At 42.8% G+C, this 21,702-nt stretch carries 20 protein-coding genes and 1 riboswitch; of the genes, 10 read left to right on the forward strand and 10 right to left on the reverse strand.

Annotated features, from left to right (window positions below; all coding sequences use genetic code 11):
* Positions 1 to 400: 400 nt before the first annotated feature.
* The 5 genes from QMG11_RS13075 (at position 401) to QMG11_RS13095 (ending at position 4,841) form a co-directional block, all read left to right on the forward strand.
* Complete coding sequence (locus tag QMG11_RS13075) at positions 401 to 604, forward strand: hypothetical protein (protein ID WP_281836534.1); 204 nt, start codon at positions 401 to 403, stop codon at positions 602 to 604.
* 2 nt (positions 605 to 606) lie between these two features.
* A complete protein-coding gene (locus QMG11_RS13080; RefSeq protein WP_281836536.1) occupies positions 607 to 741 on the forward strand; it encodes a hypothetical protein in 135 nt (44 codons plus the stop codon).
* A gap of 103 nt (positions 742 to 844) precedes the next feature.
* Positions 845 to 1,093: a CPF_0552 family protein gene (locus QMG11_RS13085; protein ID WP_281836538.1), complete on the forward strand. Its 249-nt coding sequence runs from the start codon at positions 845 to 847 to the stop codon at positions 1,091 to 1,093.
* Positions 1,094 to 1,205: 112 nt separating this feature from the next.
* On the forward strand, positions 1,206 to 2,909 hold the full coding sequence (locus tag QMG11_RS13090; protein WP_281836539.1) for an NAD(P)H-dependent oxidoreductase subunit E: 1,704 nt from the start codon (positions 1,206 to 1,208) through the stop codon (positions 2,907 to 2,909).
* Positions 2,910 to 2,912: 3 nt separating this feature from the next.
* Positions 2,913 to 4,841 carry an NADH-dependent [FeFe] hydrogenase, group A6 gene (locus QMG11_RS13095; RefSeq protein ID WP_281836540.1) on the forward strand — a complete coding sequence of 643 codons (1,929 nt, stop codon included), beginning with the start codon at positions 2,913 to 2,915 and terminating at the stop codon, positions 4,839 to 4,841.
* Between the two features lie 46 nt (positions 4,842 to 4,887).
* Here the strand turns inward: QMG11_RS13095 and QMG11_RS13100 are convergent, their stop codons facing one another.
* On the reverse strand, positions 4,888 to 5,769 hold the full coding sequence (locus tag QMG11_RS13100; protein WP_281836542.1) for a LysR family transcriptional regulator: 882 nt from the start codon (positions 5,767 to 5,769) through the stop codon (positions 4,888 to 4,890).
* A gap of 126 nt (positions 5,770 to 5,895) precedes the next feature.
* On the opposite strand from QMG11_RS13100, the gene cuyB reads away from it, so the two are divergent.
* From cuyB to QMG11_RS13125, 5 genes are all read left to right on the forward strand, one after another.
* Positions 5,896 to 6,585 (forward strand): cysteate racemase, encoded by a 690-nt coding sequence (gene cuyB, locus QMG11_RS13105; RefSeq protein ID WP_281836543.1) that lies wholly within the window; start codon positions 5,896 to 5,898, stop codon positions 6,583 to 6,585.
* An 82-nt stretch (positions 6,586 to 6,667) separates the two neighbouring features.
* Positions 6,668 to 6,765, forward strand: a riboswitch (purine riboswitch).
* A gap of 127 nt (positions 6,766 to 6,892) precedes the next feature.
* Complete coding sequence (locus tag QMG11_RS13110; RefSeq protein ID WP_281836544.1) at positions 6,893 to 8,227, forward strand: uracil-xanthine permease family protein; 1,335 nt, start codon at positions 6,893 to 6,895, stop codon at positions 8,225 to 8,227.
* A 104-nt stretch (positions 8,228 to 8,331) separates the two neighbouring features.
* On the forward strand, positions 8,332 to 8,619 hold the full coding sequence (locus QMG11_RS13115) for a DUF503 domain-containing protein (RefSeq protein WP_281836545.1): 288 nt from the start codon (positions 8,332 to 8,334) through the stop codon (positions 8,617 to 8,619).
* Positions 8,620 to 8,627: 8 nt separating this feature from the next.
* A complete protein-coding gene (locus QMG11_RS13120; protein ID WP_281836546.1) occupies positions 8,628 to 9,038 on the forward strand; it encodes an acyl-CoA thioesterase in 411 nt (136 codons plus the stop codon).
* A 20-nt stretch (positions 9,039 to 9,058) separates the two neighbouring features.
* Positions 9,059 to 9,922, forward strand: a complete 864-nt coding sequence (locus QMG11_RS13125) for an ADP-ribosylglycohydrolase family protein (RefSeq protein WP_281836547.1) — start codon at positions 9,059 to 9,061, stop codon at positions 9,920 to 9,922.
* A 120-nt stretch (positions 9,923 to 10,042) separates the two neighbouring features.
* On the opposite strand, the gene scpC is transcribed toward QMG11_RS13125, so the two are convergent.
* From scpC to QMG11_RS13170, 9 genes are all read right to left on the reverse strand, one after another.
* Entirely contained in the window at positions 10,043 to 11,548 is a 1,506-nt protein-coding gene (gene scpC, locus QMG11_RS13130) for a succinyl-CoA:acetate CoA-transferase ScpC (RefSeq protein WP_281836548.1), read from the reverse strand.
* A gap of 18 nt (positions 11,549 to 11,566) precedes the next feature.
* The gene (locus tag QMG11_RS13135) at positions 11,567 to 12,928 is read right to left on the reverse strand and encodes an aspartate-alanine antiporter-like transporter (RefSeq protein ID WP_281836550.1); all 1,362 of its coding nucleotides are present in this window, start codon (positions 12,926 to 12,928) and stop codon (positions 11,567 to 11,569) included.
* Between the two features lie 191 nt (positions 12,929 to 13,119).
* Positions 13,120 to 14,238, reverse strand: coding sequence for a 4-hydroxybutyrate dehydrogenase (locus QMG11_RS13140; protein ID WP_281836552.1), 1,119 nt, complete (start codon positions 14,236 to 14,238; stop codon positions 13,120 to 13,122).
* A gap of 10 nt (positions 14,239 to 14,248) precedes the next feature.
* Positions 14,249 to 15,619 carry an aldehyde dehydrogenase family protein gene (locus QMG11_RS13145; protein WP_281836553.1) on the reverse strand — a complete coding sequence of 457 codons (1,371 nt, stop codon included), beginning with the start codon at positions 15,617 to 15,619 and terminating at the stop codon, positions 14,249 to 14,251.
* Between the two features lie 79 nt (positions 15,620 to 15,698).
* A complete protein-coding gene (locus QMG11_RS13150; protein WP_281836554.1) occupies positions 15,699 to 17,000 on the reverse strand; it encodes an acetyl-CoA hydrolase/transferase family protein in 1,302 nt (433 codons plus the stop codon).
* A gap of 22 nt (positions 17,001 to 17,022) precedes the next feature.
* Positions 17,023 to 17,301 (reverse strand): NifU family protein, encoded by a 279-nt coding sequence (locus QMG11_RS13155; RefSeq protein WP_281836555.1) that lies wholly within the window; start codon positions 17,299 to 17,301, stop codon positions 17,023 to 17,025.
* 10 nt (positions 17,302 to 17,311) lie between these two features.
* Positions 17,312 to 18,760 carry a 4-hydroxyphenylacetate 3-hydroxylase family protein gene (locus tag QMG11_RS13160; protein ID WP_281836556.1) on the reverse strand — a complete coding sequence of 483 codons (1,449 nt, stop codon included), beginning with the start codon at positions 18,758 to 18,760 and terminating at the stop codon, positions 17,312 to 17,314.
* A 429-nt stretch (positions 18,761 to 19,189) separates the two neighbouring features.
* Complete coding sequence (locus QMG11_RS13165) at positions 19,190 to 20,677, reverse strand: HD domain-containing phosphohydrolase (protein ID WP_281836557.1); 1,488 nt, start codon at positions 20,675 to 20,677, stop codon at positions 19,190 to 19,192.
* Positions 20,670 to 21,644, reverse strand: a complete 975-nt coding sequence (locus QMG11_RS13170) for an ABC transporter substrate-binding protein (protein ID WP_281836558.1) — start codon at positions 21,642 to 21,644, stop codon at positions 20,670 to 20,672. Before QMG11_RS13170 ends, QMG11_RS13165 begins: the two co-directional genes overlap by 8 nt.
* Positions 21,645 to 21,702 lie beyond the last annotated feature (58 nt).

Here is a 21,702-nt window from a genome sequence, read left to right on the forward strand (position 1 = left end):
AGTAGTTTGAGGTATATACATTACTGGTCATATCCTTTCGAGTAGAATTTTGTGTGGTAACTCAATTATTACTCTATATTGGATATGATTTTTAATTTTTTGTGAATTACTTTTGCAACACTCTAATCAAGAAAGTATAAAATTTTAGATTAGCACCACCATAAAAATTCATTGCATAAGGTTAGAAGGGGCGTAGTGTTACGCTCCTTTTTATTATTAAGGGAAGTATATAATTTATAAAAAATTATGTGAAACAATGAGTGTTTTAACTGGTTATTAGAATGCAACCTCTGTTGCTTCTTAGAATTTTTAATGAAATGCGACAAATGTCGAGAATGGATTGCCCTTTTCAGATAAAATAACCTCATAGATTAAGAGTTCCAGTTAGAAGGAGGTTGATATGAGAAGAGCTGAACTATTACTTTTACTGGAAAGGGGAGGTTGCATCCCCAGGGACAGAACCAATACCTTCAGTTTAAATCCAGAGGAGATCTACTTGAAACTCAAGTATTATTACCGAAGGCTGAGTATACAGAAGATTTGTGAGGGTATATATGAGATTAAGGGGAAGAGCGGATTTCAGATAATTATAGAGGAGGTTTAATTATGTTAGAGAGGTTTGAACAGTTTAGGAAGGAAAAATTGGGAAGTATTGAGTTTCTATTGTTTGTATATACCTTTTCAGCTTTTATCTCTACTATGTTTGCCATACTTGTAAGGACTGGTATACTCAGTATATAACTTTTTTATCCCCCAGAAAGGAAATACAATTAAATGGAGAATAGCTACTTAGCGAGGATTATTAAACATAACAACAAGATCCTTGGAGAAAAAGGGGGAAGAAATGAATTATAAGTTAGTAGCTATAAAGATGGATGACAGACAAAAATCAGCAGTAAAGGTGCAGAATATTTTGACTGAGAATGGATGTCTTATCAAGGTAAGACTGGGGCTTCACGATATTGGGAGTGATGTGTGCAGCGCATCTGGACTTATTCTTCTGGAGGTACATCCAGAGAACATTCAGGTAGATGAGATGATAAGTGCCCTAAATAGCATAGAAGAAGTTACTGCCAAAGATCTTACAGTTTAGATGATTATGAATTATTGAAAAATTAAAAGTTGAAGGATAAGAGGCAGCCAGGCTGCCTCTTATTTATATATTTAGAGTTGTTGAACTACTGATCTCAAGTAAGGAGGTACCCATGAATAGCCGGAAAAGACAGGAACTGAAAAAAGATATCGGTAAGTGGATAGAGAGTTATGGAGGGGGCAGGTCATCTATCCTCTCGGTACTAGAGGAGCTGATAAAAAAATATAAGAGGATAGATGGATTTGCTCTCCAGGAGATAGCCTTTAAGCTGGGGATCCATCCCAGTGAAGTATATGGAACCTCAACCTTCTACTCCTTTCTAGACGGAAGAGAGGAGAGGGGAAGTCACACTATAAGGCTCTGTAAGACCATCTCCTGTCACATGAAGGAGAAGGAAAGGATTGCCAAGCAGCTGGAAAATGAGCTAGGTATAGCCTTTGGAGAAACCACACCAGATAAGAGGTTTACCCTAGAGTACTGCAACTGCCTGGGGATGTGTGACCAGGGGCCGGCCCTTCTTATCGATGATGTGCTTATTCCCAAGGTGAAACCCCACGATATCCCAGAACTCATAGACAGCTGTATAAGGGGAAAACTCAAGGAGGCTTATAGGGATACAGTGGTCTCCACAGTGGCTCAGAAGGGAGCACTTCTTCTAGAGGACTACCATCCTGGAAGGATCCTGGAGAAGGTTCTTCTGGCAAAACCAGAGGAGATCTTGAAGGATATAGAGGATGCAGGCCTAAGAGGGAGGGGAGGAGCAGGTTTTCCTACTGGATTTAAGTGGCGGCTGGCCATGGAGGAGAAGGGAGATCTAAAGTATGTAGTCTGTAATGCCGATGAGGGAGAACCTGGAACCTTTAAGGACAGGTTTCTTCTGCACAAACACTTTTCCAGGGTAATAGAGGGGATGTGTGTGGCAGCCTATGTTATAGGGGCTTCCAAGGGATATATCTACCTGAGGGGGGAGTACTCCTACCTCAAGGAGAGGATGGAGGAGACCATCTCCCAATGGAAGAAAGATGGACTTTTGGGAGAGGATATCCTGGGGAAGAAGGGCTTTTCCTTTGATGTAGAGGTAAGGATGGGAGCAGGGGCATATATCTGCGGTGAGGAGACAGCCCTCATAGAATCCTTAGAGGGTAATAGAGGGGAACCCAGGAACAAGCCACCCTTCCCGGTGGATACAGGATTTTTAGGTGATCCCACCATTGTTAACAATGTGGAGACCTTTCTCTGGGCCTCCCTCATCTGTGAAAAGGGAGTGGAGTTCTTTCAGCAGTATGGAACTTCCAAGTCCAAGGGGAGTAAGTTCTTCAGTGTCTCTGGTGATTGTAGGAGGGAGGGGATCTATGAGCTTCCCTTTGGAATCACAATAGATAAGATAGTTGAGCTTTCAGAAGGAGTTGATATAAAGGCAGTACAGGTTGGAGGGGCTGCAGGTGAGTGTATTCCTAAAAGGGACTTTCATAGGACCATAGCCTTTGAAGCTGTTCCCACTGGAGGATCGATAATACTCTTTAACAAGGATAGAGATCTTCTGGATGTGGCGGAAAACTTCATGGAGTTTTTTGTTGAGGAGTCCTGCGGGCAGTGTACCCCTTGCAGGGAAGGGACAATAAAGATCCTTGAGGGAGTAAGGCTCCTTAAGGAGGGAAGGTGCTCCATGAGTCACCTGGAGAAACTGATGGAACTCAGCGAGACCATAGAGCTGGCATCTAAGTGCGGACTGGGACAGTTAAGTGTAAAGGCATTTAAATCTATTGTTGAAAACTTTAAGGAAGAAGTTCTTGGAAGACTTCCAGAGGAGGGATAGGCCATGATAAAAGCTTGTAAATATAGATCCTGTAGAACTCCTAAAACCGAGAGGCTGAGGGATGCCTGTGAAAGCAAGGGAGAGGAGTGTTCCATAGAGGTAGTAGCAGTTAATATAGATGGGAAGGAGATTCAGGTAAATAAGGGGACCACTATCCTAGAGGCTGCCAGAAGAATAGGGATAAAGATCCCTACCCTCTGCTACCACGAGGACCTCTGTGTAGCGGGGATATGTCGGATATGTCTGGTGGAGGTAGAGGACAGTAATACCTTAGAGGCTGCCTGCTCCTACTCTATCTATAAATCCCTTAAGATAAAGACCCATACCCCTAAGATTAGAAGGGCCAGAAAGAATGTACTGGAGCTTATGCTGGCCTCCCATGTGGGAGAGTGCTACAGCTGCATCAGAAACAACAACTGCGAGCTACAGCGACTTGCCATGGAGTACGGGATAACCTCCTATTCCTTTGGTCACGAAAACACCCCTAAGAAGGGAGTGGATAAAACTAGCCATTCAATTGTAAGGGATATGGATAAGTGTATCCTGTGCAGAAGATGTGTAAGGAGCTGTATCGACCTGCAGGAGGTAGGAGTATATACAGTAAAGAACAGGGGGAAGGATTCCTCTATAGCCACCTTCAAGGACTGCAGTATGGAGGATGCTGTATGTATAAACTGTGGTCAGTGCGTCAATAGATGTCCCACTGGTGCCCTCCATGAAAAGGATGAAACTGAGGAGGTTTGGAGGGCTCTGGAAGATTCCAGTAAACATGTAGTTATCCAGACGGCTCCAGCTCCCAGAGCGGGGATTGGTGAGGAGTTTGGTATGCCTCCGGGAACTCCTCTTACCCTGGAGATGAACACTGCTTTAAGGTACTGTGGCTTTAAAAGGGTTTTCGATACCTGTTTTACAGCGGATCTTACCATAATCGAGGAGGGAACGGAGCTTTTGGTGCGTCTCAAGGATCAATTGATAGGTGAGAAGAAGAAGGTTCTTCCCATGTTTACCTCCTGTTCTCCAGGTTGGGTAAAGTATTTGGAGCACTTCTATCCTGAGTTTATTCCAAGCTTGTCCACAGCTAAGAGTCCCCAGCAGATGTTTGGAAGTATTATAAAAACCTACTATGCTAAAACTCATAATATTGATCCTAAAGATATTGTGACTGTGGCTCTTATGCCATGTACAGCTAAGAAGTTTGAAGCTGGAAGACCTGAGATGAACTCCTCAGGTTACAGAGATGTGGACTACGGCCTGACAACTAGGGAGATGGCTAAGATGTTCAGGGAAACTGGAATAGATCTTCCAAATATGGAGAAGAGCGGGTTTGATACTCCCTTTGGGGGAGGCAGTGGTTCGGGAATAATTTTTGGAGCTACTGGAGGAGTGATGGAATCAGCCATTAGAACCCTCTTTGAGCTGGTAACTGGTGATGAGATCAACTCCCTCTTCCAGCATGGGGAGATTAAGGAGGTCAGAGGATTTGAGGATGTAAAGTATATGGAACTGGAGATCCCTAAGGTAGGAGAGGTTCCTGAAATTCTTAGAGGAGTTGTGGATGATTTCAACTTCCTGAAAGGAGCAACCCTCAAGGTAGCTATCTGTCACGGTACCGCCAATGCCAGAAGAGTATTGGAGGATATTAAGGCTGGAGGAGTATTCAGCGAGTGTCACTTTATAGAGTTCATGGCTTGTCCTGGAGGATGCCTCGGAGGAGGAGGACAGCCTATTCCTACAGATGAAAATATCAGAAGGGAAAGGGCCAAGGCTATCTACTCCGAGGACAATGAGGCCAGTGTAAGAAAATCCTATCAAAACCAGGAAGTTTTAAAGCTCTATGAGGAGTTCCTCCCAGAGGGACCAGGATGTAAGAAGGCTCATAAATATCTTCATACCTCCTATACTCCTAGGGGGAAGGAGGAAATTAAAATTTAGAAGTTATTGGAAATTAAAATTAATAGAAAGGGGAGGAGCAGGCTGTCTATTCAGCCTGTCCCTCCCCTTTAAAGGTCTCTATAAACTTTTGGGCTACCCTGGACAGGGTTCTGTTTCTTACCCATGTAATGAGGGTCTTGGTATTTAGAGAGGAGCTGTCTATCTCCCTTATCACCATATCCCTTGAAGGAAGAAGTTCTCCGGCGCTCCTTGGAACCACAGCAACTCCCATTCCCGAGGAAGCCCATCCCAGAAGGGATCTGCTGTCCTCCCCTTCACACAATACCTTGGGAATAAACCCCGCCTGCTGGCATGCCCCTATAATCAACTTTTCAAACCTTTTGTCTATAACCAGAGGTAAACCCTTCAACTCGTTCAGCTTCAACCTTTCCTCTCCCCAACCCTCTAAATACCTTTCTGTGGCAACGGCTACCATCCTCTCACCTGGAAGCTCTACATACTCGTAGTTTTCCAGGTTAAAGGGTGTTCTTACAATCCCCACCTCTATAATACCGTTGTTTAGCAGATCCAGTATCCTGTGGGTACTCCCCTCACGCACTTGAAAGGTGACCTCTGGATACTTCCTGTTAAAGTCCGGTATCCTGTGGGGCAGGAGGGCAGCTCCCGATGAAGCCACGAAACCCACACTGAGGGTTCCCTGCATCTCCGATACAGAATCCCTCACCTCCCTGACGGTACTGTCCATAAGTTCCATAATCTGAAGACATCTCTCCCTGAAAACTTTTCCCGCCTGGGTTATCTCCAAACTTCTTGTAGTTCTTTCAAAGAGTTTTACCTCCAGCTCCTCCTCCAGTGCCTTTAGCTGTTGACTCAGGGGCGGCTGGGAGATGTAGAGCTTCTTGGCGGCCCTGCTTATGCTTCCATCCTCTGCGATAGCCAAAAAATACCTAACTTGTCTTATATCCATAGCTCCTCCTATTTATATTTAAAACAACTTAATCCTATACTATTTAAATATTTTTCATATCTATATCTTCTAGGTATAATGTTACTACTTTAGAGGAAATTATTCCATAACTTTTAGGAGGAGCATATGAAAACATTGGGTATTCTCGGGGGGATGGGTCCCCTGGCCACTGCAGATCTTTTCTATAAGATAATTAACCTTACCCAGGCCAAGTGCGACAGGGACCACATCCATATAATCACAGACAACTACTGTGAGATTCCAGACAGAAGTGCATATATCCTGGGAGGGGGAGAGGATCCCATAGATCACATGTCCGAGGCTGCCAGGAAGCTTGAAAGTATAGGGGCAGATTTTCTGGTGATGCCCTGCAATACAGCTCACTACTTCTATTCTGAGCTCTCAAAGAGGGTGGATATTCCCTTTCTGAATATGATCGAGGAAACAGCTTCCTATCTTGCCGGGGAGGAGAGAGTAGGGCTCCTTGCCACTGAGGGGACATACAGCGCCAAGCTCTATGAAGGAGCCTTTCTTCCCCGTAATATCAAGGTGGTGACCCCAGATGAAGATATAAAAAAACTTATCAACACCCTCATCTACAACTTCAAGGGTGGAAGAGGTGCAGGAGAGGAGGATCTTTTCACTATTCTGAAGCACTTTAGGAGTAAGGGCGTGGATAAGCTTATCTTAGGATGTACGGAACTGCCTCTGATCTTCAAGGGAGTTGTCTCGGACATGACCCTGGTAGATCCCACAGAGATCCTGGCTGTGGCGGCTATAAGATATGCTGGTAAAGAGGTAGTGGGAATCAACTGATCTATAAGTATTCCTTCAATGTATAATAAAATTTTCTTAAAAGGGCTATTGAAAAATCAAAAAAACTGTGATATTGTATAGCTAAATTAACAAATATAACGCTCATATATTCTCGAAATATGGTCGAGAGTCTCTACGGCTAACCTTAAATTAGCTACTATGGGTGATAGGGATAAATTAGATTTTAGGAGGATCTGGCTTATTTTCTTTCACTTATAGTGGGAAGATAAGAAGATCCTTTTTGTTTTTCCACTAGATGAGCCGTTATTAAGAACTATTAATAAAAAGGTTTTAGGAGGAAAAGAAAATGACAAACAGATCACCTTATCACTTGGACGGGAGACCACCACTTAAGGAGGCGTTCCCTCTTGGGCTTCAGCATATCCTGGCTATGTTTGTAAGTAACCTTGCACCAATTCTTATTGTTTCAGGGGCCATAGGAGTTACAGATGCTGAAAGAACTATGCTTGTACAGTGTGCTATGTTAATGGGAGGAGTATGTACTCTAATTCAGACCTATAGAATCGGAAGAGTGGGAGCTAAGCTTCCAGTAGTTGTAGGAACAAGCTTTGCCTTTGTACCAGTGGCACTGTCCATTGGTAGCAGATATGGTATGGAGGGAGTCCTTGGAGCTGCCCTTGTGGGAGGTATATTTGAAGCTTTCCTGGGAACATTTATCAGTAAAATTAAGAAGTTTTTCCCACCTATTGTAACTGGTGTTGTAGTGTTGTCCATCGGACTGTCCCTGCTTCCAGTGGGAATTAAGAACTTTGCCGGAGGAGTGGGAGTACAGGACTTTGGTTCCCCTTCAAACCTTGCTCTTGGATTCATAGTTCTAATTTCAGTTATATTTCTTAAGCAGTTTACCAAGGGAATTACAAGTACAGGAGCTATCGCTCTTGGTACCCTTGTGGGGGTAGTAGCTGCAACTCTTATGGGTAAGATGAGCTTTGCTCCCATCGGAGAGGCTGCTATCTTTACCCTTCCAAAGCCATTTATGTTTGGATTTGCCTTCCACCTGGATGCCATCCTGGCTATGATGCTTATGTTTGTGGTATCAGCTGTGGAAACTGTGGGAGATATGTCTGGTGTGGCACTGGCTGCAGGTCAGAGAGATCTTAGAGACGATGAACTTACTGGAGGAATCATTGCAGACGGACTTGGAAGTGCCCTCTCCACTGTATTTGGAAACCTGCCAATGACATCATTTAGCCAGAATACAGGTATCATCATCATGACTGGGGTTGTAAGCAGATTTGTAGTTGGACTGGGAGGAGCTATCCTGGTTGCTGGAGCATTTATTCCTAAGATCGGTGCTCTATTCACAGCTATTCCTACAAGTGTTATAGGTGGAAGTTTGGTAATGGTATTTGCCATGATTACAATTGGTGGAATCAGGCTGATCACAAAGGAGCCTCTATCCAACAGAAATAGTCTTATTGTAGCTGTTTCCCTGGGACTTGGATTTGGTCTTGGAAGTGTACCTGAGGCACTGGCTTACTTCCCTGAGGCTATTCAGCTTATATTTGGAGGATCGGGAATCGTAGTTGCTGGTGGAATAGCTATCATTATGAATGTTCTTCTTCCTGCAGAGATAGTGGAGACTGAAAAGAGTGTGGAAGCTAAGCTTCAAAATGCTTAAGGATTAGGATATTTTAGACCTTAGAAGATTCTAAGGTCTTTTTTTCTTTTCACGTAAGTTTGAAATTTGAAGAATAAGAGGTAATATAGTATAGAGGTGGTTAGATGTTTGTTTTTTCCAGCCGTATTAAGATAAGGCTTCATAGTAGTTTTTCCCTAAAGGATAAGAGGCAGGTTATTCACAGTCTTAAACATAAATTTAATTCATTCTTTAAGATCCTTCTGGTGGAGATAGGGGAGCAGGATAACAAGAGGTTATCCCTTTTAGCCTTTACCTTTGTGTGTGAGGAGATAGCCTATGGAGAAAAGCTTCAAGGTAAGATGCTGGACTTCATAGAGGAAAACTGTCTTGAAGAGGTAGTAGATATAGAAAATTTTTTAGAGAAGTATTAGGAGGAAAGATGTTTGTTGAAGAATATAAGGTAACTGTTGGAGATATAAACTATGGAGGACATATGGGAAATGAGAGAGCCCTTGTTGCCTTTCATCAGGGAAGGATTGCATGGCTTAATTCCATGGGGTACTCCGAGTTAAATATCGGAGAGGGTATTGGTATAATTCAAAGGGAGTCCAAGGTAGAATACCTAAAGGAAGCCTTCATGGGGGATATTCTTTCTGTAAGGATAGCCGATGTTATCCTAAAAAGAAGCAGCTTCAGAATCAAGTATGAGATCAAAAACCAGAGGGATGAGGTTATAATTATAGGGGATACCCTTATGATAGCCTTTGACTCTCAAAGGAAAAAAATTGTTTCCCTTCCAAAGGAATTTAGAGAAAAAGTCGAAAGAAGTATTGAGAACAATATGGATTAATCTTTAAAGGGAGTGATTTTATGAGTAAGAAAGGACTTCTTCTTGGGTCGGTACTGGCAGATGCTTTTTCACTGGGGGCCCATTGGATATATGACTGCGACAAGATAAAGCAGAACTTTGGTGAATACGACAGACTCCACGATCCACTGCCTGGAAGTTTTCATAAAAACAGAAGCAAGGGAGAGCACACTCACTATGGAGATCAGACCCTTCTTCTCTTGGAGTTCTTTGCTGAAAAGGGGGAGTTCAATACCCAGGAGTTTAAAAAGTTTTGGTATGAGCGAATGGAGAAGTATGACGGGTACCTGGATCATGCCACAAAGGAAAGTCTTTCAGCATTAAAGGCTGGAAGTGAGTGGGGATCTACCTCTACAGACTTGGCTGGAGCCTCTAGGATAGCTCCTGTTATATACTGTAACTCCGATAGGGAAAGAGGAGTGGAGTTTTCTGTACAGCAGACCAAGGTAACCCACAACAACCAGGGAGTCCTCCTGGCAGCGGAGTTCTTTGCAAGGGTGGCCTATGGGGTTCTTGAGGGCAAATCTCCTAAAAATAGTGTAGAGGCTGTTACTGCTGAGATGGATAACTCCTGGATTGCTGCCAATGTGAATAAGGCTGTGGAATCTCTGGAACTTTCTCCAGAGGAGGCTATAGGTAAGCTTGGTCAGGCATGCACCGTCTCTGGAGCTTTTCCTGCAACCATCTATATAATCCTTAAGTATGAAGATGACTATAGGAGTGCAATGATTGCCAATGTAATGGCTGGGGGAGACTCAGCAGCAAGAGGACTCTTGGCTGGAATGATTATAGGGGCCTACAGAGAGGAGACAATTCCCAAGGAGTGGATGGATGAGATGTGCAGCTTGGAAAGAGTTCACTTCTAAATAATGACCTTAAAAAATTCCATGAATATATGAGTAAGAACTTAAAAAAACTAAAAACCCCTTCACCGGGCTATCTGGTGAAGGGGTTTTATATTGATTGATTTTTCTACTTGTATGAACCTACTTTGCTACCTTCATACTACCAGTCTTCATGAATCTCTCATGCCATGAGAGAGCTTCCCCGATGATGTGAGGCTGGTGTCCTCCCACCTCAGCTTCAGCTCTTGTAAGATACTCCGTGAGCATCTCTTTATAGTCTGGATGAGCACAGTTTTCTATAATTGCTCTTGCTCTCTCTCGTGGGTTCAGTCCTCTCAGGTCTGCAATTCCCTGCTCAGTAACCACTACCTGTACATCGTGCTCTGTATGATCCACGTGGGATACCATAGGTACGATGGAGGAAACAAGACCTCCCTTAGCTGTGGATACAGTGGTATAGATGGAGATATAGGCATTTCTGGTAAAGTCTCCAGATCCTCCCAGACCATTCATCATCTTACTTCCCATTACATTTGTAGAGTTAACGTGGCCATAGATATCCACCTCTATAGCTGTATTCATGGCAATTACTCCTAATTGTCTTGCTATAGATGGGTTGTTGGAGATCTCCATAGGTCTGAGAACACAGTGTTTGCTGTAGTGCTCGATATTTCCCAGAAGCTTCTCCAGTCCCGCTTCCGATGGAGTGAAGGAGGTTCCAGATGCAACAGTAACCTTTCCGGCATCGATGAGGTCAAACATGGAGTCCTGAATTACCTCTGTATAGCAGGTAAGGTTTTCAAACTTAGAATCTACAAGACCTCCCAAAACAGCATTGGCTACAGATCCCACACCAGATTGTAGAGGAAGTAGGTTTTCTGGAAGTCTACCGCACTCAACCTCATTTTCAAGGAAGCTTATGATGTGCTGGGAGATTTTCTTGGAATTATCGTCTATAGCTCCAAGAGGTCTTACCTTATCCGAGATATCGGAGTGTACTATAGCTGCAATCTTAGCTGGATCACACTCTATATAGGGCTTACCTATTCTGTCTCCTGGATGCTTTAGAGGGATAGGGTCCCTGTGGGGAGGATTTTCAGTCATATAGATATCGTGAACTCCCTCTAGAGCCAGGGGCTGGTTTGTATTTACCTCAACTATAACCATGTCTGCATTTTTAACAGCCTGGGGAGATATTCCCACAGATGTTGACGGAACGATTCCTCCCTCTTCAGTTATGGCAATGGCCTCCACTATAGCCACATCCACCTTTCCAAAGAAGCCGTAGTTCAGCATCTGGGGAACGTGGGAGAGGTGCATATCCTGATACCTGATACTACCGTTGTTGATTCCCTTTCTGAGGTCCTTATTTGTCTGGTAGGGATAACGCTTGGCAATGGCTCCTACCCTTGAAAGTGCCCCGTCCAGTTCATCTCCTACAGATGCCCCGGTGATCAAAGTCAACTTCATCTCCTCGCCGGTTTCCTCCACCCTCTTAGCTAGAGCTAGGGGTACAGCCTTGGGATATCCAGCTGGTGTAAAACCACTGGTAGCAATAACCATATTTGGCTTGATAAGCTCTGCAGCTTTGTCAGCTTCCACAACTTTATTTAATAGATCCTTCCTTCTGATTCTGCTATTTAACATATTACTCAATCCTCCTTCTTACATAGGTAGTTTGTGAAGTATGATAGTGAAGAGTACCATTCCAAAGAGTGCAAAGGGATAGGTAGCCCCATATCCAGCAGCAGGGTCATCGGAGCCTACAGCATCAATGGCTACTCCAAGTCCCGGAGTAGAGGTCATACCTCCGCATATAGCTCCAGAGAGCATGATCCAGTTGATCTTAAATACATATTTTCCAACAATAAATCCTATAACCATAGATACTACTCCCACTGCAGTGGAAACAAATGCCAGGTAGAGACCTGAACCAGTGAGAGAGTCGATAACTGCAAATCCATATCTCAGACCAACTATTCCCAGGAAGAAAGCAAGTCCCACCTCTCTTATTGTTCCGAGGATCTTTTTATCCATTCTGAAGTTTAAAAATCCGATTTTTCCGATATATCCTAGTATGAGGGAGATAATTAGTACCCCTCCAGTAGATCCCAGGCTGAAGTATCCAAGGGGACCTAGATTCACCTTGAGCATTCCAAAGGTATATCCTCCTGCACAGGCAAGGGCAAAGGCAATGAGATCAAAGGAAACAGGCTCTATGTGGGTCACTCCGCTAGCTTCTTCAGCTGCAGCCATCTCCCTTCTGAATGTCTCATACTCCCTCTCCATATCTAACTTAAATAACTTTGGGATGAGTCTCATAGCCAGGATAACAATGAGTACACCAAAGGGATATCCTATGGCATGTCCGACTCCTACTCCCGCTTCAGCATTAACAAGGAGGCTGTCCACCTGCCCAGGGACTAACCTCTTCACCTCGGTGGCTGAGAGGTGGTTCCCGGGACTCACTATGCTGAGGATCCTGTTTTTATCGTGTTCCGTGAGAGTGTCATACTCCCCGGCCCACTGGGAGGCATGGTCTCTGGCTGTTTCAAGGGCTGCCGCCAGACCGGGAGAGCTGGTGAGGGCTCCTGTATATACTCCTGATACTTCATAGGGGTTGGAGCTGTCACTGAGAATAGTGAGAAGGTATGTAGTTCCCGCTCCCAGGAAGGTAATGAGGAATCCAAGAAGGATGAATTTAGCTCCGTATTTTTTTATGATAACAGCTATCTTATCTGCAGCAAGGAGTCCCACAGCGGCCACAAAGAGTATTAAAAATAAGCTGAAGAATCCCTTATCTACAACACTAACCTTTAAAATTCTCTCAGCAGCTCCGATGTTACCCTGGCCACCCTCTACTACTTTGTTGGCAGCCTTCATAACACCCCATCCTATTCCAAGGCCTGTAAAGAGTGCTCCAGAGGTACCGATCTTTAATAGTTTTCCCAATAACATTCCGCTGAGTACTGCAATGAACATAAGCATAAATGGATTCATTGCCCACTTAATTAAATCGAAACTCATACTTCCCCTCCTTTATAAAAAACGGCAACTTTTGGCTGATTACATCTATCAACACCACTCTTCCTTAAAAAATTATCCAAAACAGGTCTATAAAAGGGTAAAAAAAATTGGGCCCCCCCTGCTCTAGGCAGGGGAGCACTCCAAATCTTTAGAAATCCTCTCTTTAAAACTTACTTTAAAACACTCTAGATCTAATAGAGGTTTTTATAGATATTAACTATATCTTCCCTTGTGAGAGGAACATAGTTGTTTGCCAGAAGTCTCTGCTGTCCTTCAATAACAGAGTCTGCAAAGCTCTCTATCTCCTTCTCCTTCATACCATACTCCTGGAGAGGTTTTCTTGATAGAAGCCTGTCTAGTACCTTGGACAGTTCCTCATATACATCGCATCCCTCGTCCACTCCCATTATTGAAGCCAGTACCCTGTTTATACCCTTTATCTTTCCTTCAGGGCTCTTTCTCAGGTAGGTTTTAAAAACCTCAGTAAAGAACTGGTAGTTAGCTTCTCCATGGGGAACATGGTATACTCCGCCTAACGGATAGGAGAGAGCGTGAACAGCTCCTACCCCTGCGTTACCAAAGGCTATTCCTGCGTAGTTGCTTCCAATTATAAACTCCTCTATAATCTCCTTTCTGTACTCCTCTCCCCTTTCGAGGATATCCATATACCCCTTTAATATCATCTCAATAGCTTTTACACTAAAGATCTCTGTGTATGGATTGGATTTTGGAGACACATAGGCTTCCACAGCGTGGATTAGAGCATCTATAGAGCTTGTAACAAAGAAGTTAAATGGCAGTCCCATAAATAACTCTGGGATAAGAACTGCACTCTCTGGATAAAGCTCGTCCACAGCCAGTCCCATCTTAGTCTTCTTGGATTTTATCTCGGAGATGGCGATGTTTGTAACCTCGCTTCCAGTTCCGCAGGTAGTAGGAACAATAATCAGCTCCTTATTCTTCTTAATTGGAACCTTTTTTTCAAAGTAGTTGAGGCAGTCATCTGTATCCTCTAAGACAAGAAGCTTGGAGATGTCGATAACGGAACCTCCCCCTACGGAAATTACCCTTCTTATATCCTTCCCTCTCATGGAAGCCATAATGTAGTTGATCATCTCATCTGAGGGTTCCCCTGTACCAAAGCACTCTATAAAGAGGTACTCTGCTTCCAGGTTTAGTTTCTCCATAAAGCTGTCATGAAGAAACTGGTGGGTAAATATTAGGTCCCCTTCTCCTATTTTATACTCCGCTGCAAACTCATCAAATCTATCAAATTTATGTATCTCAGGCTGTATCTTTAAAAGTCTCATTCGTCCTCCCTTATCCCCAGATCTCTTCGTCTGTAGGGATTACAACATCTTCTCTAATAAGTCCTATTCTGGATATGTTTATAAGGTGCTTATAGTCTAAGTTTTCAGAGATAATGTTATTTCCCCATGTTCCGCACCCAAGAGTAGTAGTTGGAGCAAATCCGTTTTGCATGGAACCACCTGCTGTAAGAGATGACGGAGCATTTACCACCAGTCTGCTCACAGTGAGGTTCTTTCCTACAAGCTCTATATTCTCCAGATTATTTGAGTGGATAGATGCAGTATGTCCCTTACCCTCTAAATCTAAGTTTCTCTGGGCTATTGCTATTGCATCCTCAATTTTATCATACTCAAAACTGGAAAGTACAGGACACATCTTCTCCTTACATAAATCATCCAGTTCATTTGCACTGTGGGTCTTTAAAATTATAACCTTTGCTTCCTTGGGAACCTCTACCCCAGCCATCGTAGCTATCTTCTCTACAGACTGTCCTACTACATTCTTATTCATGTGACCATCTACAAAGATGGTATCTCTGAACTTGGCAATAATCTCCTCATCCTCTGTATAGTATGCACCGTTATCTACCATAGCCTGGATAACCTCATTGTACTTATTCTTAGGGGCGATCACAGACTGCTCTCCAGAGCAGATAATTCCGTTATCAAACTTTCTTCCAGAGATTATCTTTGCAGCTGCATCGTGGAAGTTAGCATCCTCATCTACAATAACCTGGACATTTCCAGCTCCCACTCCAAAGGACGGTTTACCGCTGGAGTAAGCTGCCTTAACCATTCCCATTCCTCCAGTGGCTATAACCACATCAACTGAGTTCATTAGAAGGTTTGTATATTCAAGGGATGGCTCAGGAATAGCCTGGATAGCATCTTCTGGGCATCTGATCCCCTGGGATCTGATAGCATCATTTATTCTCTTTACAGTTTCCACAGTACACTTCTTAGACCTTGGGTGGGGAGCTATGATAATGCTGTTTCCCCCCTTGATTGCAAACATTGCATTACACATAGGAGTAACGATGGGATTTGTAGTAGGTGTAACAGCCCCTACAACTCCTATAGGTTTTCCAACCATAACTAAATTTTTCTCAAGATCCCTATCTATAATTCCAACTGTCTTCTTATCCTTGAGGTTGTTCCAGATATTTTTAGATTTTCCTCTGTTCTTGGCAACCTTGTCCTCATATACTCCCATTCTTGTCTCAACAACTGCCATCTCTGCCAGTTCCTCTGCATTGTCGTAGACAGTCTTCCCTATAATCTTAACAATTGCATCTAGCTCCTCCTGAGAGTATGTTGCAAGTTTTTCCTGAGCCTTTTGTGCCTTTTCAATTAAGTTGTTGATGTAATTTTTTGAATCCACCTTGATCACCCCTTAAATAAAATATATTTCAAGATATTAAAACTCATTCACTTCAACCTAGAACGTCACCTTTTAAAGGTTAGAACTCACACTTATATATCTTTTTCCATTCATCTATAAGACTCTCTCTGAAGTCTGGATGGGAGATCTTTATGAGGTCTCTTCCCCTTTCTTTGAGGGTTTTCCCCTTGAGTCTTGCAATACCATACTCGGTAACCACATAGTCCACGTCATTTCTGGAGGTAGTTACTATAGCTCCCCTGTCCAGTGCTGGAACTATACGGGATACCTTCCCCTTAGCTGCTGTAGAAGGGATAGCTATTATGGATTTTCCTCCTCTGCTCATGGTAGCTCCCCTTACAAAGTCCACCTGTCCTCCCACTCCGCTGACCTGCTTCTCTCCAATGGATTCGGAGCAGATCTGACCGGTTAGGTCTATCTGGATACAGGAGTTTATAGAAATCATCTTTTCATTTTGTGCTATCACCAATGGATCATTTACATAGTCCACCGGATAAAACTCTATGGCAGGGTTATCGTGCACATAGTCATACAGCTTTCTTGTTCCCATAAGGAAGGTTACTATGGATTTTCCCTTATGCAGTGTCTTGCACTTGTTGGTGATAACCCCTTCCCTTATAAGTTCCAGTACACCATCTGAGATCATCTCTGAGTGAATCCCTAGATCCTTCTTATCCTTCAGGAAGAGAAGAACTGCATCGGGAATAGCTCCTATTCCCAGCTGAAGGGTGGAACCATCCTCTATGAGGTCAGCACAGTTTCTACCTATTTCCCTCTCCACATCTCCAAGCTTTGGAGGCTGAAGCTCTGTCAGGTCCTCGCTGTGCTCTACGATATAGTCGATATCCGAGATATGGATAAATGAATCACCCATGGTTCTCGGCATCTTATCGTTCATCTGTGCTATAAGTAGCTTTGCGCTCTCAGCTGCAGGTTTGGTATAGTCCACAGATACTCCCACACTGCAGTTCCCATGCTTGTCTGGAGGAGTTACCTGGATCATAGCCACATCTACCGGCATCATCCCCTCCTTAAAGAGCTTAGGTACCTCATGGAAGTAGCAGGTTGTAAAATCAGCTCTTCCCTCCTGCACAGCCTTTCTTGTACTTGCTCCGGCAAAGATAGCGTTGTGTTTAAAGTGATTCTCCATCCCCTCGCTCACATACTCTGCCTTACCCATAGCCACCATGTGGACTATCTCCAGGTCTGTAAACTTCTCTCTATTTTTCACAAGGGAATCCACAAGAAGCTTAGGTTCTGCACATGCATGGGAGACTACAATTCTGTCTCCTGAATTTATCTTTGAGATAGCTTCGGTAGGAGAAACTATCTTTTCTCTGTAAACATTATTCCAGTCCATATATTCACCTCGTCTGTCTAGTTTAGGAATCTCCCCGCAATATCTTCCTTGCCATATCCAGCAGGTCCTCAGATACCCCGCTCTCCAGGATAACTTCCTTAATCTCAGGAACCTCCTGGAAGATTATCTTTTTTACCACATCCTCAAAGGTTGAGTTCATGTGCGGGCACTCTATGCAGGCTCCCTGGAGCTTCACAGTCAAGATATTGTCCTCTAGGGAGATTATCCTTATACCTCCCCCGTGCTCCTTGAGCAGGGGGAGGATCTTATCTTTAATTGTATCCTCTACAGATTTTTTCATAGTATTCATCCTATTTTATTCCTGTTAATTTCTTTACTAGTTCCTTCTTCCCATTGATATTTCCCTGTCTGGAGATCATTATTCTCTGTGCCTGAGGTGATCCCGCTCCGTGCATGGATTCGGTTCTGTATCCCACAGCTGCAGCTCCAAGGGTAAGATTTTCTATAAATCTTAGTACCTTCTGACGATTCTCTACAGGAACCTTGCTGTTTCCTGCAAAGTACTTGTTACAGTACTTACCGATCTCTGGGTGGTTGAAGTCCATATCTGTAGGCATAGTTACCATCAGTCCCCCTGCAATATCCTCAGCCAGTCTTGCTATCTCATATGGATATCTTGTTACATTCTGCTTACATACATTTGCAAGAAGAAGATCTATCTGGTAGTTTCCAGCCTTTGTCTGAACTCCCTCGGTAGAACATGCAAGACCACATGCATAGAGAGTTTCGTTTAGGTGGGTCATCTCGATCAGCTTGTCCTTAACATGGGAAGCTCTTGTAACACCGTTATACTCTGCAGCCAGTGCAGCAGCACCGATTAGGGCGTCTCCCACTCCTACCTTACATCCTCCGTAACTCTGTCTGTGGTAACCTGCAAATCTCTCCACAAGCATTCCTGCAAACTCATGCTCTCCATTTAGGTAGATTCTCTCATTTGGGATAAATACATCGTTGAATACAACCAGTGCTTCCTGTCCACCATAGGAAGGGTTACCTACATCGATACTTCCATCCTCAAGTTTTCTTGTGTCACAAGACTGTCTACCATAGATCATGATTATTCCTGGAGCGTCCGATTCGATAGAGAAGGATACTGCATAGTCCTTGTCATTTTCCCCCATGGCAATAGTAGGCATGATCAGGTGTTCGTGGGAGTTTACTGCACCAGTCTGGTGAGCCTTTGCTCCCCTTACTACGATTCCGTCTTCTCTCTGCTCAACTACACGAAGGTAAAGGTCCGGGTCCTCCTGCTGGTGTGGTGCAAGTCCTCTATCTCCCTTAGGGTCTGTCATGGCCCCGTCAACTGTAAGGTCGTTGTCCTGAACAAACTTCATATACTTTTTGAAGTTCTCGTGGTAGTGGGTACCGTGTTTTTCATCTATTTCAAAGGTAGTACTGTAGATGGCATTGAAGGCATCCATCCCCACACATCTCTGGAAACATGAAGCTGTCTTCTGTCCAAGAAGTCTCTGCATCTTAACCTTGTTTTTCAGGTCCTCTGTACTCTGATGAAGATGGCAGAAACGGTTAACTCTCTCCCCTGTGATATTGGATACTGCTGTCATTACCTCTCTGTGCTCATCCTCATGAGCCAGGTCATAGGTTGCAGCTACTGAATTCATCGACGGTCTGATCATAGGGTGGTCCACAAAATTCTCTACTAATTCCCCCATTAGATAGACCTTGGTTTTCATCTTTCTTAAACTTTCAAGATATTCTTTACCTGTCATCAATGCCATTCACAACACTCTCCTTCTATTTTTAATTTAAAAATAATAATAATCTTATTTTCATTAAAGAATTCAGAACTTTGTTAACAATTTTCACTAGAAGATAGCTCACACTTTTCATAAAGGCAAGAGTATTTTTTTTATTTTTACTTGTTTTTAATCCTGTTTTAATAAACAAAAACTGTTAAATTGTTATTTTTTTGGTACAGACTTGTATAAAGACAATTGATGTGCTTTAATATCCTTTTTCATTCTAAAAGACAAAAAACTATAAATAATTATGTTTTTCACTTTTTAGAACCGATACCAAATTATATTTTTTCAAAAAAATACAATTATTTTAAAAGGAAACTGCTGGCGAATAAACACTTTTTTCATAAAAAAAGATCCCGCCTATGGACAAAAGTGCACATAGGTCGGGACCTAATAAAATTATTTTTATTGGGAAAACTTTAAAAATATTTCTTCAAATTTCTGGTGAACTCTTTTAAAGGATTCCAGTACATCGGGATCGAAGTGCTCCGGCATGCTTCTACCATCTCCCTCTGTGATAATTTTTACTACTTCCTTGTGGGGGAGGGCATCCTTATAGTGCCTCTTGCTCATGAGGGCGTCGTAGACATCAGCTATGGTCATGAGTCTTGCAGAGACAGGAATATCCTCTCCAGAGAGTCCCTCAGGATACCCTGAACCATCCCATTTTTCGTGGTGGGAGTAGGCTATCTCCTTGGCAAAACGGAGAAAGGAGTTGGTACCCATTGTTTTTTCTGTTCTCGCTATGGCATCTCTTCCATAGGTTGTATGCTTCTTCATCTTCTCAAACTCCTCTTCAGTTAACTTCCCGGGCTTCATAAGGATAGAATCTGGTATTCCCACCTTACCTATATCGTGGAGGGGAGCTGAGTTAACGATGAGTTCAATATTTTTTTCATTTAAGTAGTGGGAAAACCTTGGATGTTCTCTGAGATCCTCTGCTAGGACTTTAACATAATCCTTGGTTCGCTGAATATGCGCACCTGTTTCGTTGTCTCTGATTTCAGCCAAACTTGCTAGGCTTCTGATAGTTATATCCTGAGTTACCTTAATCTTCCTTGTACGTTCCTTCACTCTTTTTTCCAAGACATCATTTTGTTCCTCCAGCTTTCTCTTGATTTTCTTCAGTTCCAGGTCTCTGATATTTATTTGTTTGATCATAGAGTTGAACTTCTGGATCAGGTAACTAAACTCCCCGTGGGAGTTATGCTTGATCTCATGCTTATAGTCACCGTCGGAAACTTCAACTACAGCATTGAATAATTTTATAATTGGCATAAAAAACTGGTTTATCAATAGAAAAAAGATGCTTAAAAGAAGTAAAATACCACTGGCAATATATTTTTTAATAAATAAATTTCTATTCCTCAAAAGAATCCTCTCATAGGATTCAACATTTGCCCTGACAAAAATAACACCGACTATATCATTTTTACTTACACTGCTATACCTTTCTCCCTTGATGGGAACTGCAACCTCAAAAACCTTTTTTTCAAAATTGGAAGAGATACTCTGGAGTTTATTTTGGTCTATAACCTTATCTACAATTGTTAGCTCCAGCTTTTTATTTATTTCATCTTTATTGTTGGAGGAAAGGATTCGGTCGTGGAGGTCATACACCCTTATTGTTTCTATAAAGGAGTATGCGCCTATGTTTTCAACCATCCTCTGGATGGAGTTAAAATCCTCCTTCTCTAAAAGGACTGAAATACCAAAATCCAGACCAGATAATGCAGAAAATACCTCCTCCTCTGCATGTTTTTCAAAATAATCGTGAAAGAGATTATCCGTTAGAGTAAAGGAAAAAAAGATATTTACCACTATAACAGCCATTATTCCCGTGGCGATCTTTAGATAAAAGTTTATAAAGGACCGATTCAACTCTCTAATCATCTCCCTCAACTCCAGCCGAGTTAACTATGCTGGGGTCAAATAGCTTACCTGTATCAAGATCAGTTGATATGAGGTTGCTTTCAGCAAGAAAAACCTTGATACCCTCCAATTCTCTCTTGAAGTCTTCTGAGAGGAAGGTTTCCCTATTTTCTTTTAGAGTGAAGAAGTAGAAGCTCTCGTAAAAGGATTTAAAATCCTCATAGGGAGTTCCCTCCTGGGCAGCCATGATTTCATAAGCTTCCCGAGGGTTATCTCTTACAAACTCCTGAGCTCTGTACCAGGCTCTTAAAATATTAACATAGTCCTCCTTCCTTTCATTTAAAACCTCGCTTCTGGCAACTAAAGTATCTATAATCTTGAAGGTATCTGAAGTAGAGATAATTATCTTTCCCATCCCCCTGTCAGCTGCCTGGCTGAGAAAGGGTTCATAGGTAAAGCAACCATCTACCTCTCCAGCTATAAAACGTCTCATCCCTTCCTCTGAATCTATAGGAATAATTGTTACCTCTTCCTCCCTTATCCCTGCTTCCTTTAATAATTTGTGCAGAAGAAAGTGTTCATCGGTCCCCACTTCCACAGCTATCCTTCTTTCCTTGAGATCATGAATATCTTCAATGCCTTCCTTAACCACCAGGCCATCTGCACCTCTTATCATATCTGAGGAAAGAATTATCTTGGCCTCCTCTCCCCTGGAGTTGTAGTACACAGCATTAAAGTAGGTAGAGTGGGTCAGGTCTGTTTTCCCCACATAAAGAGAAGCCATATTGTCCGACCATGTGGAAAATCTTATAATCTCCACAGGAGTATCTCCAAAATATCCCTTCTCCTGGGCAATATACCATAGTTCACAGGGGGGCCAGCCATTAACACCTATCTTAATGGGTTCCTCATAGGAATTACATGCAGCAAGTAAAGGGAGGACTACTCCTATAAATAAATTGATAATCTTGTTTTTTCTAATCTTCATCTTCGTCCCCTTTTCTTAACTACTACAAAATAAAAATCATAACTTTCTTATTAAAATA

The sequence above is a fragment of the Propionigenium maris DSM 9537 genome (assembly GCF_027925155.1).
Lineage (GTDB): Bacteria > Fusobacteriota > Fusobacteriia > Fusobacteriales > Fusobacteriaceae > Propionigenium > Propionigenium maris.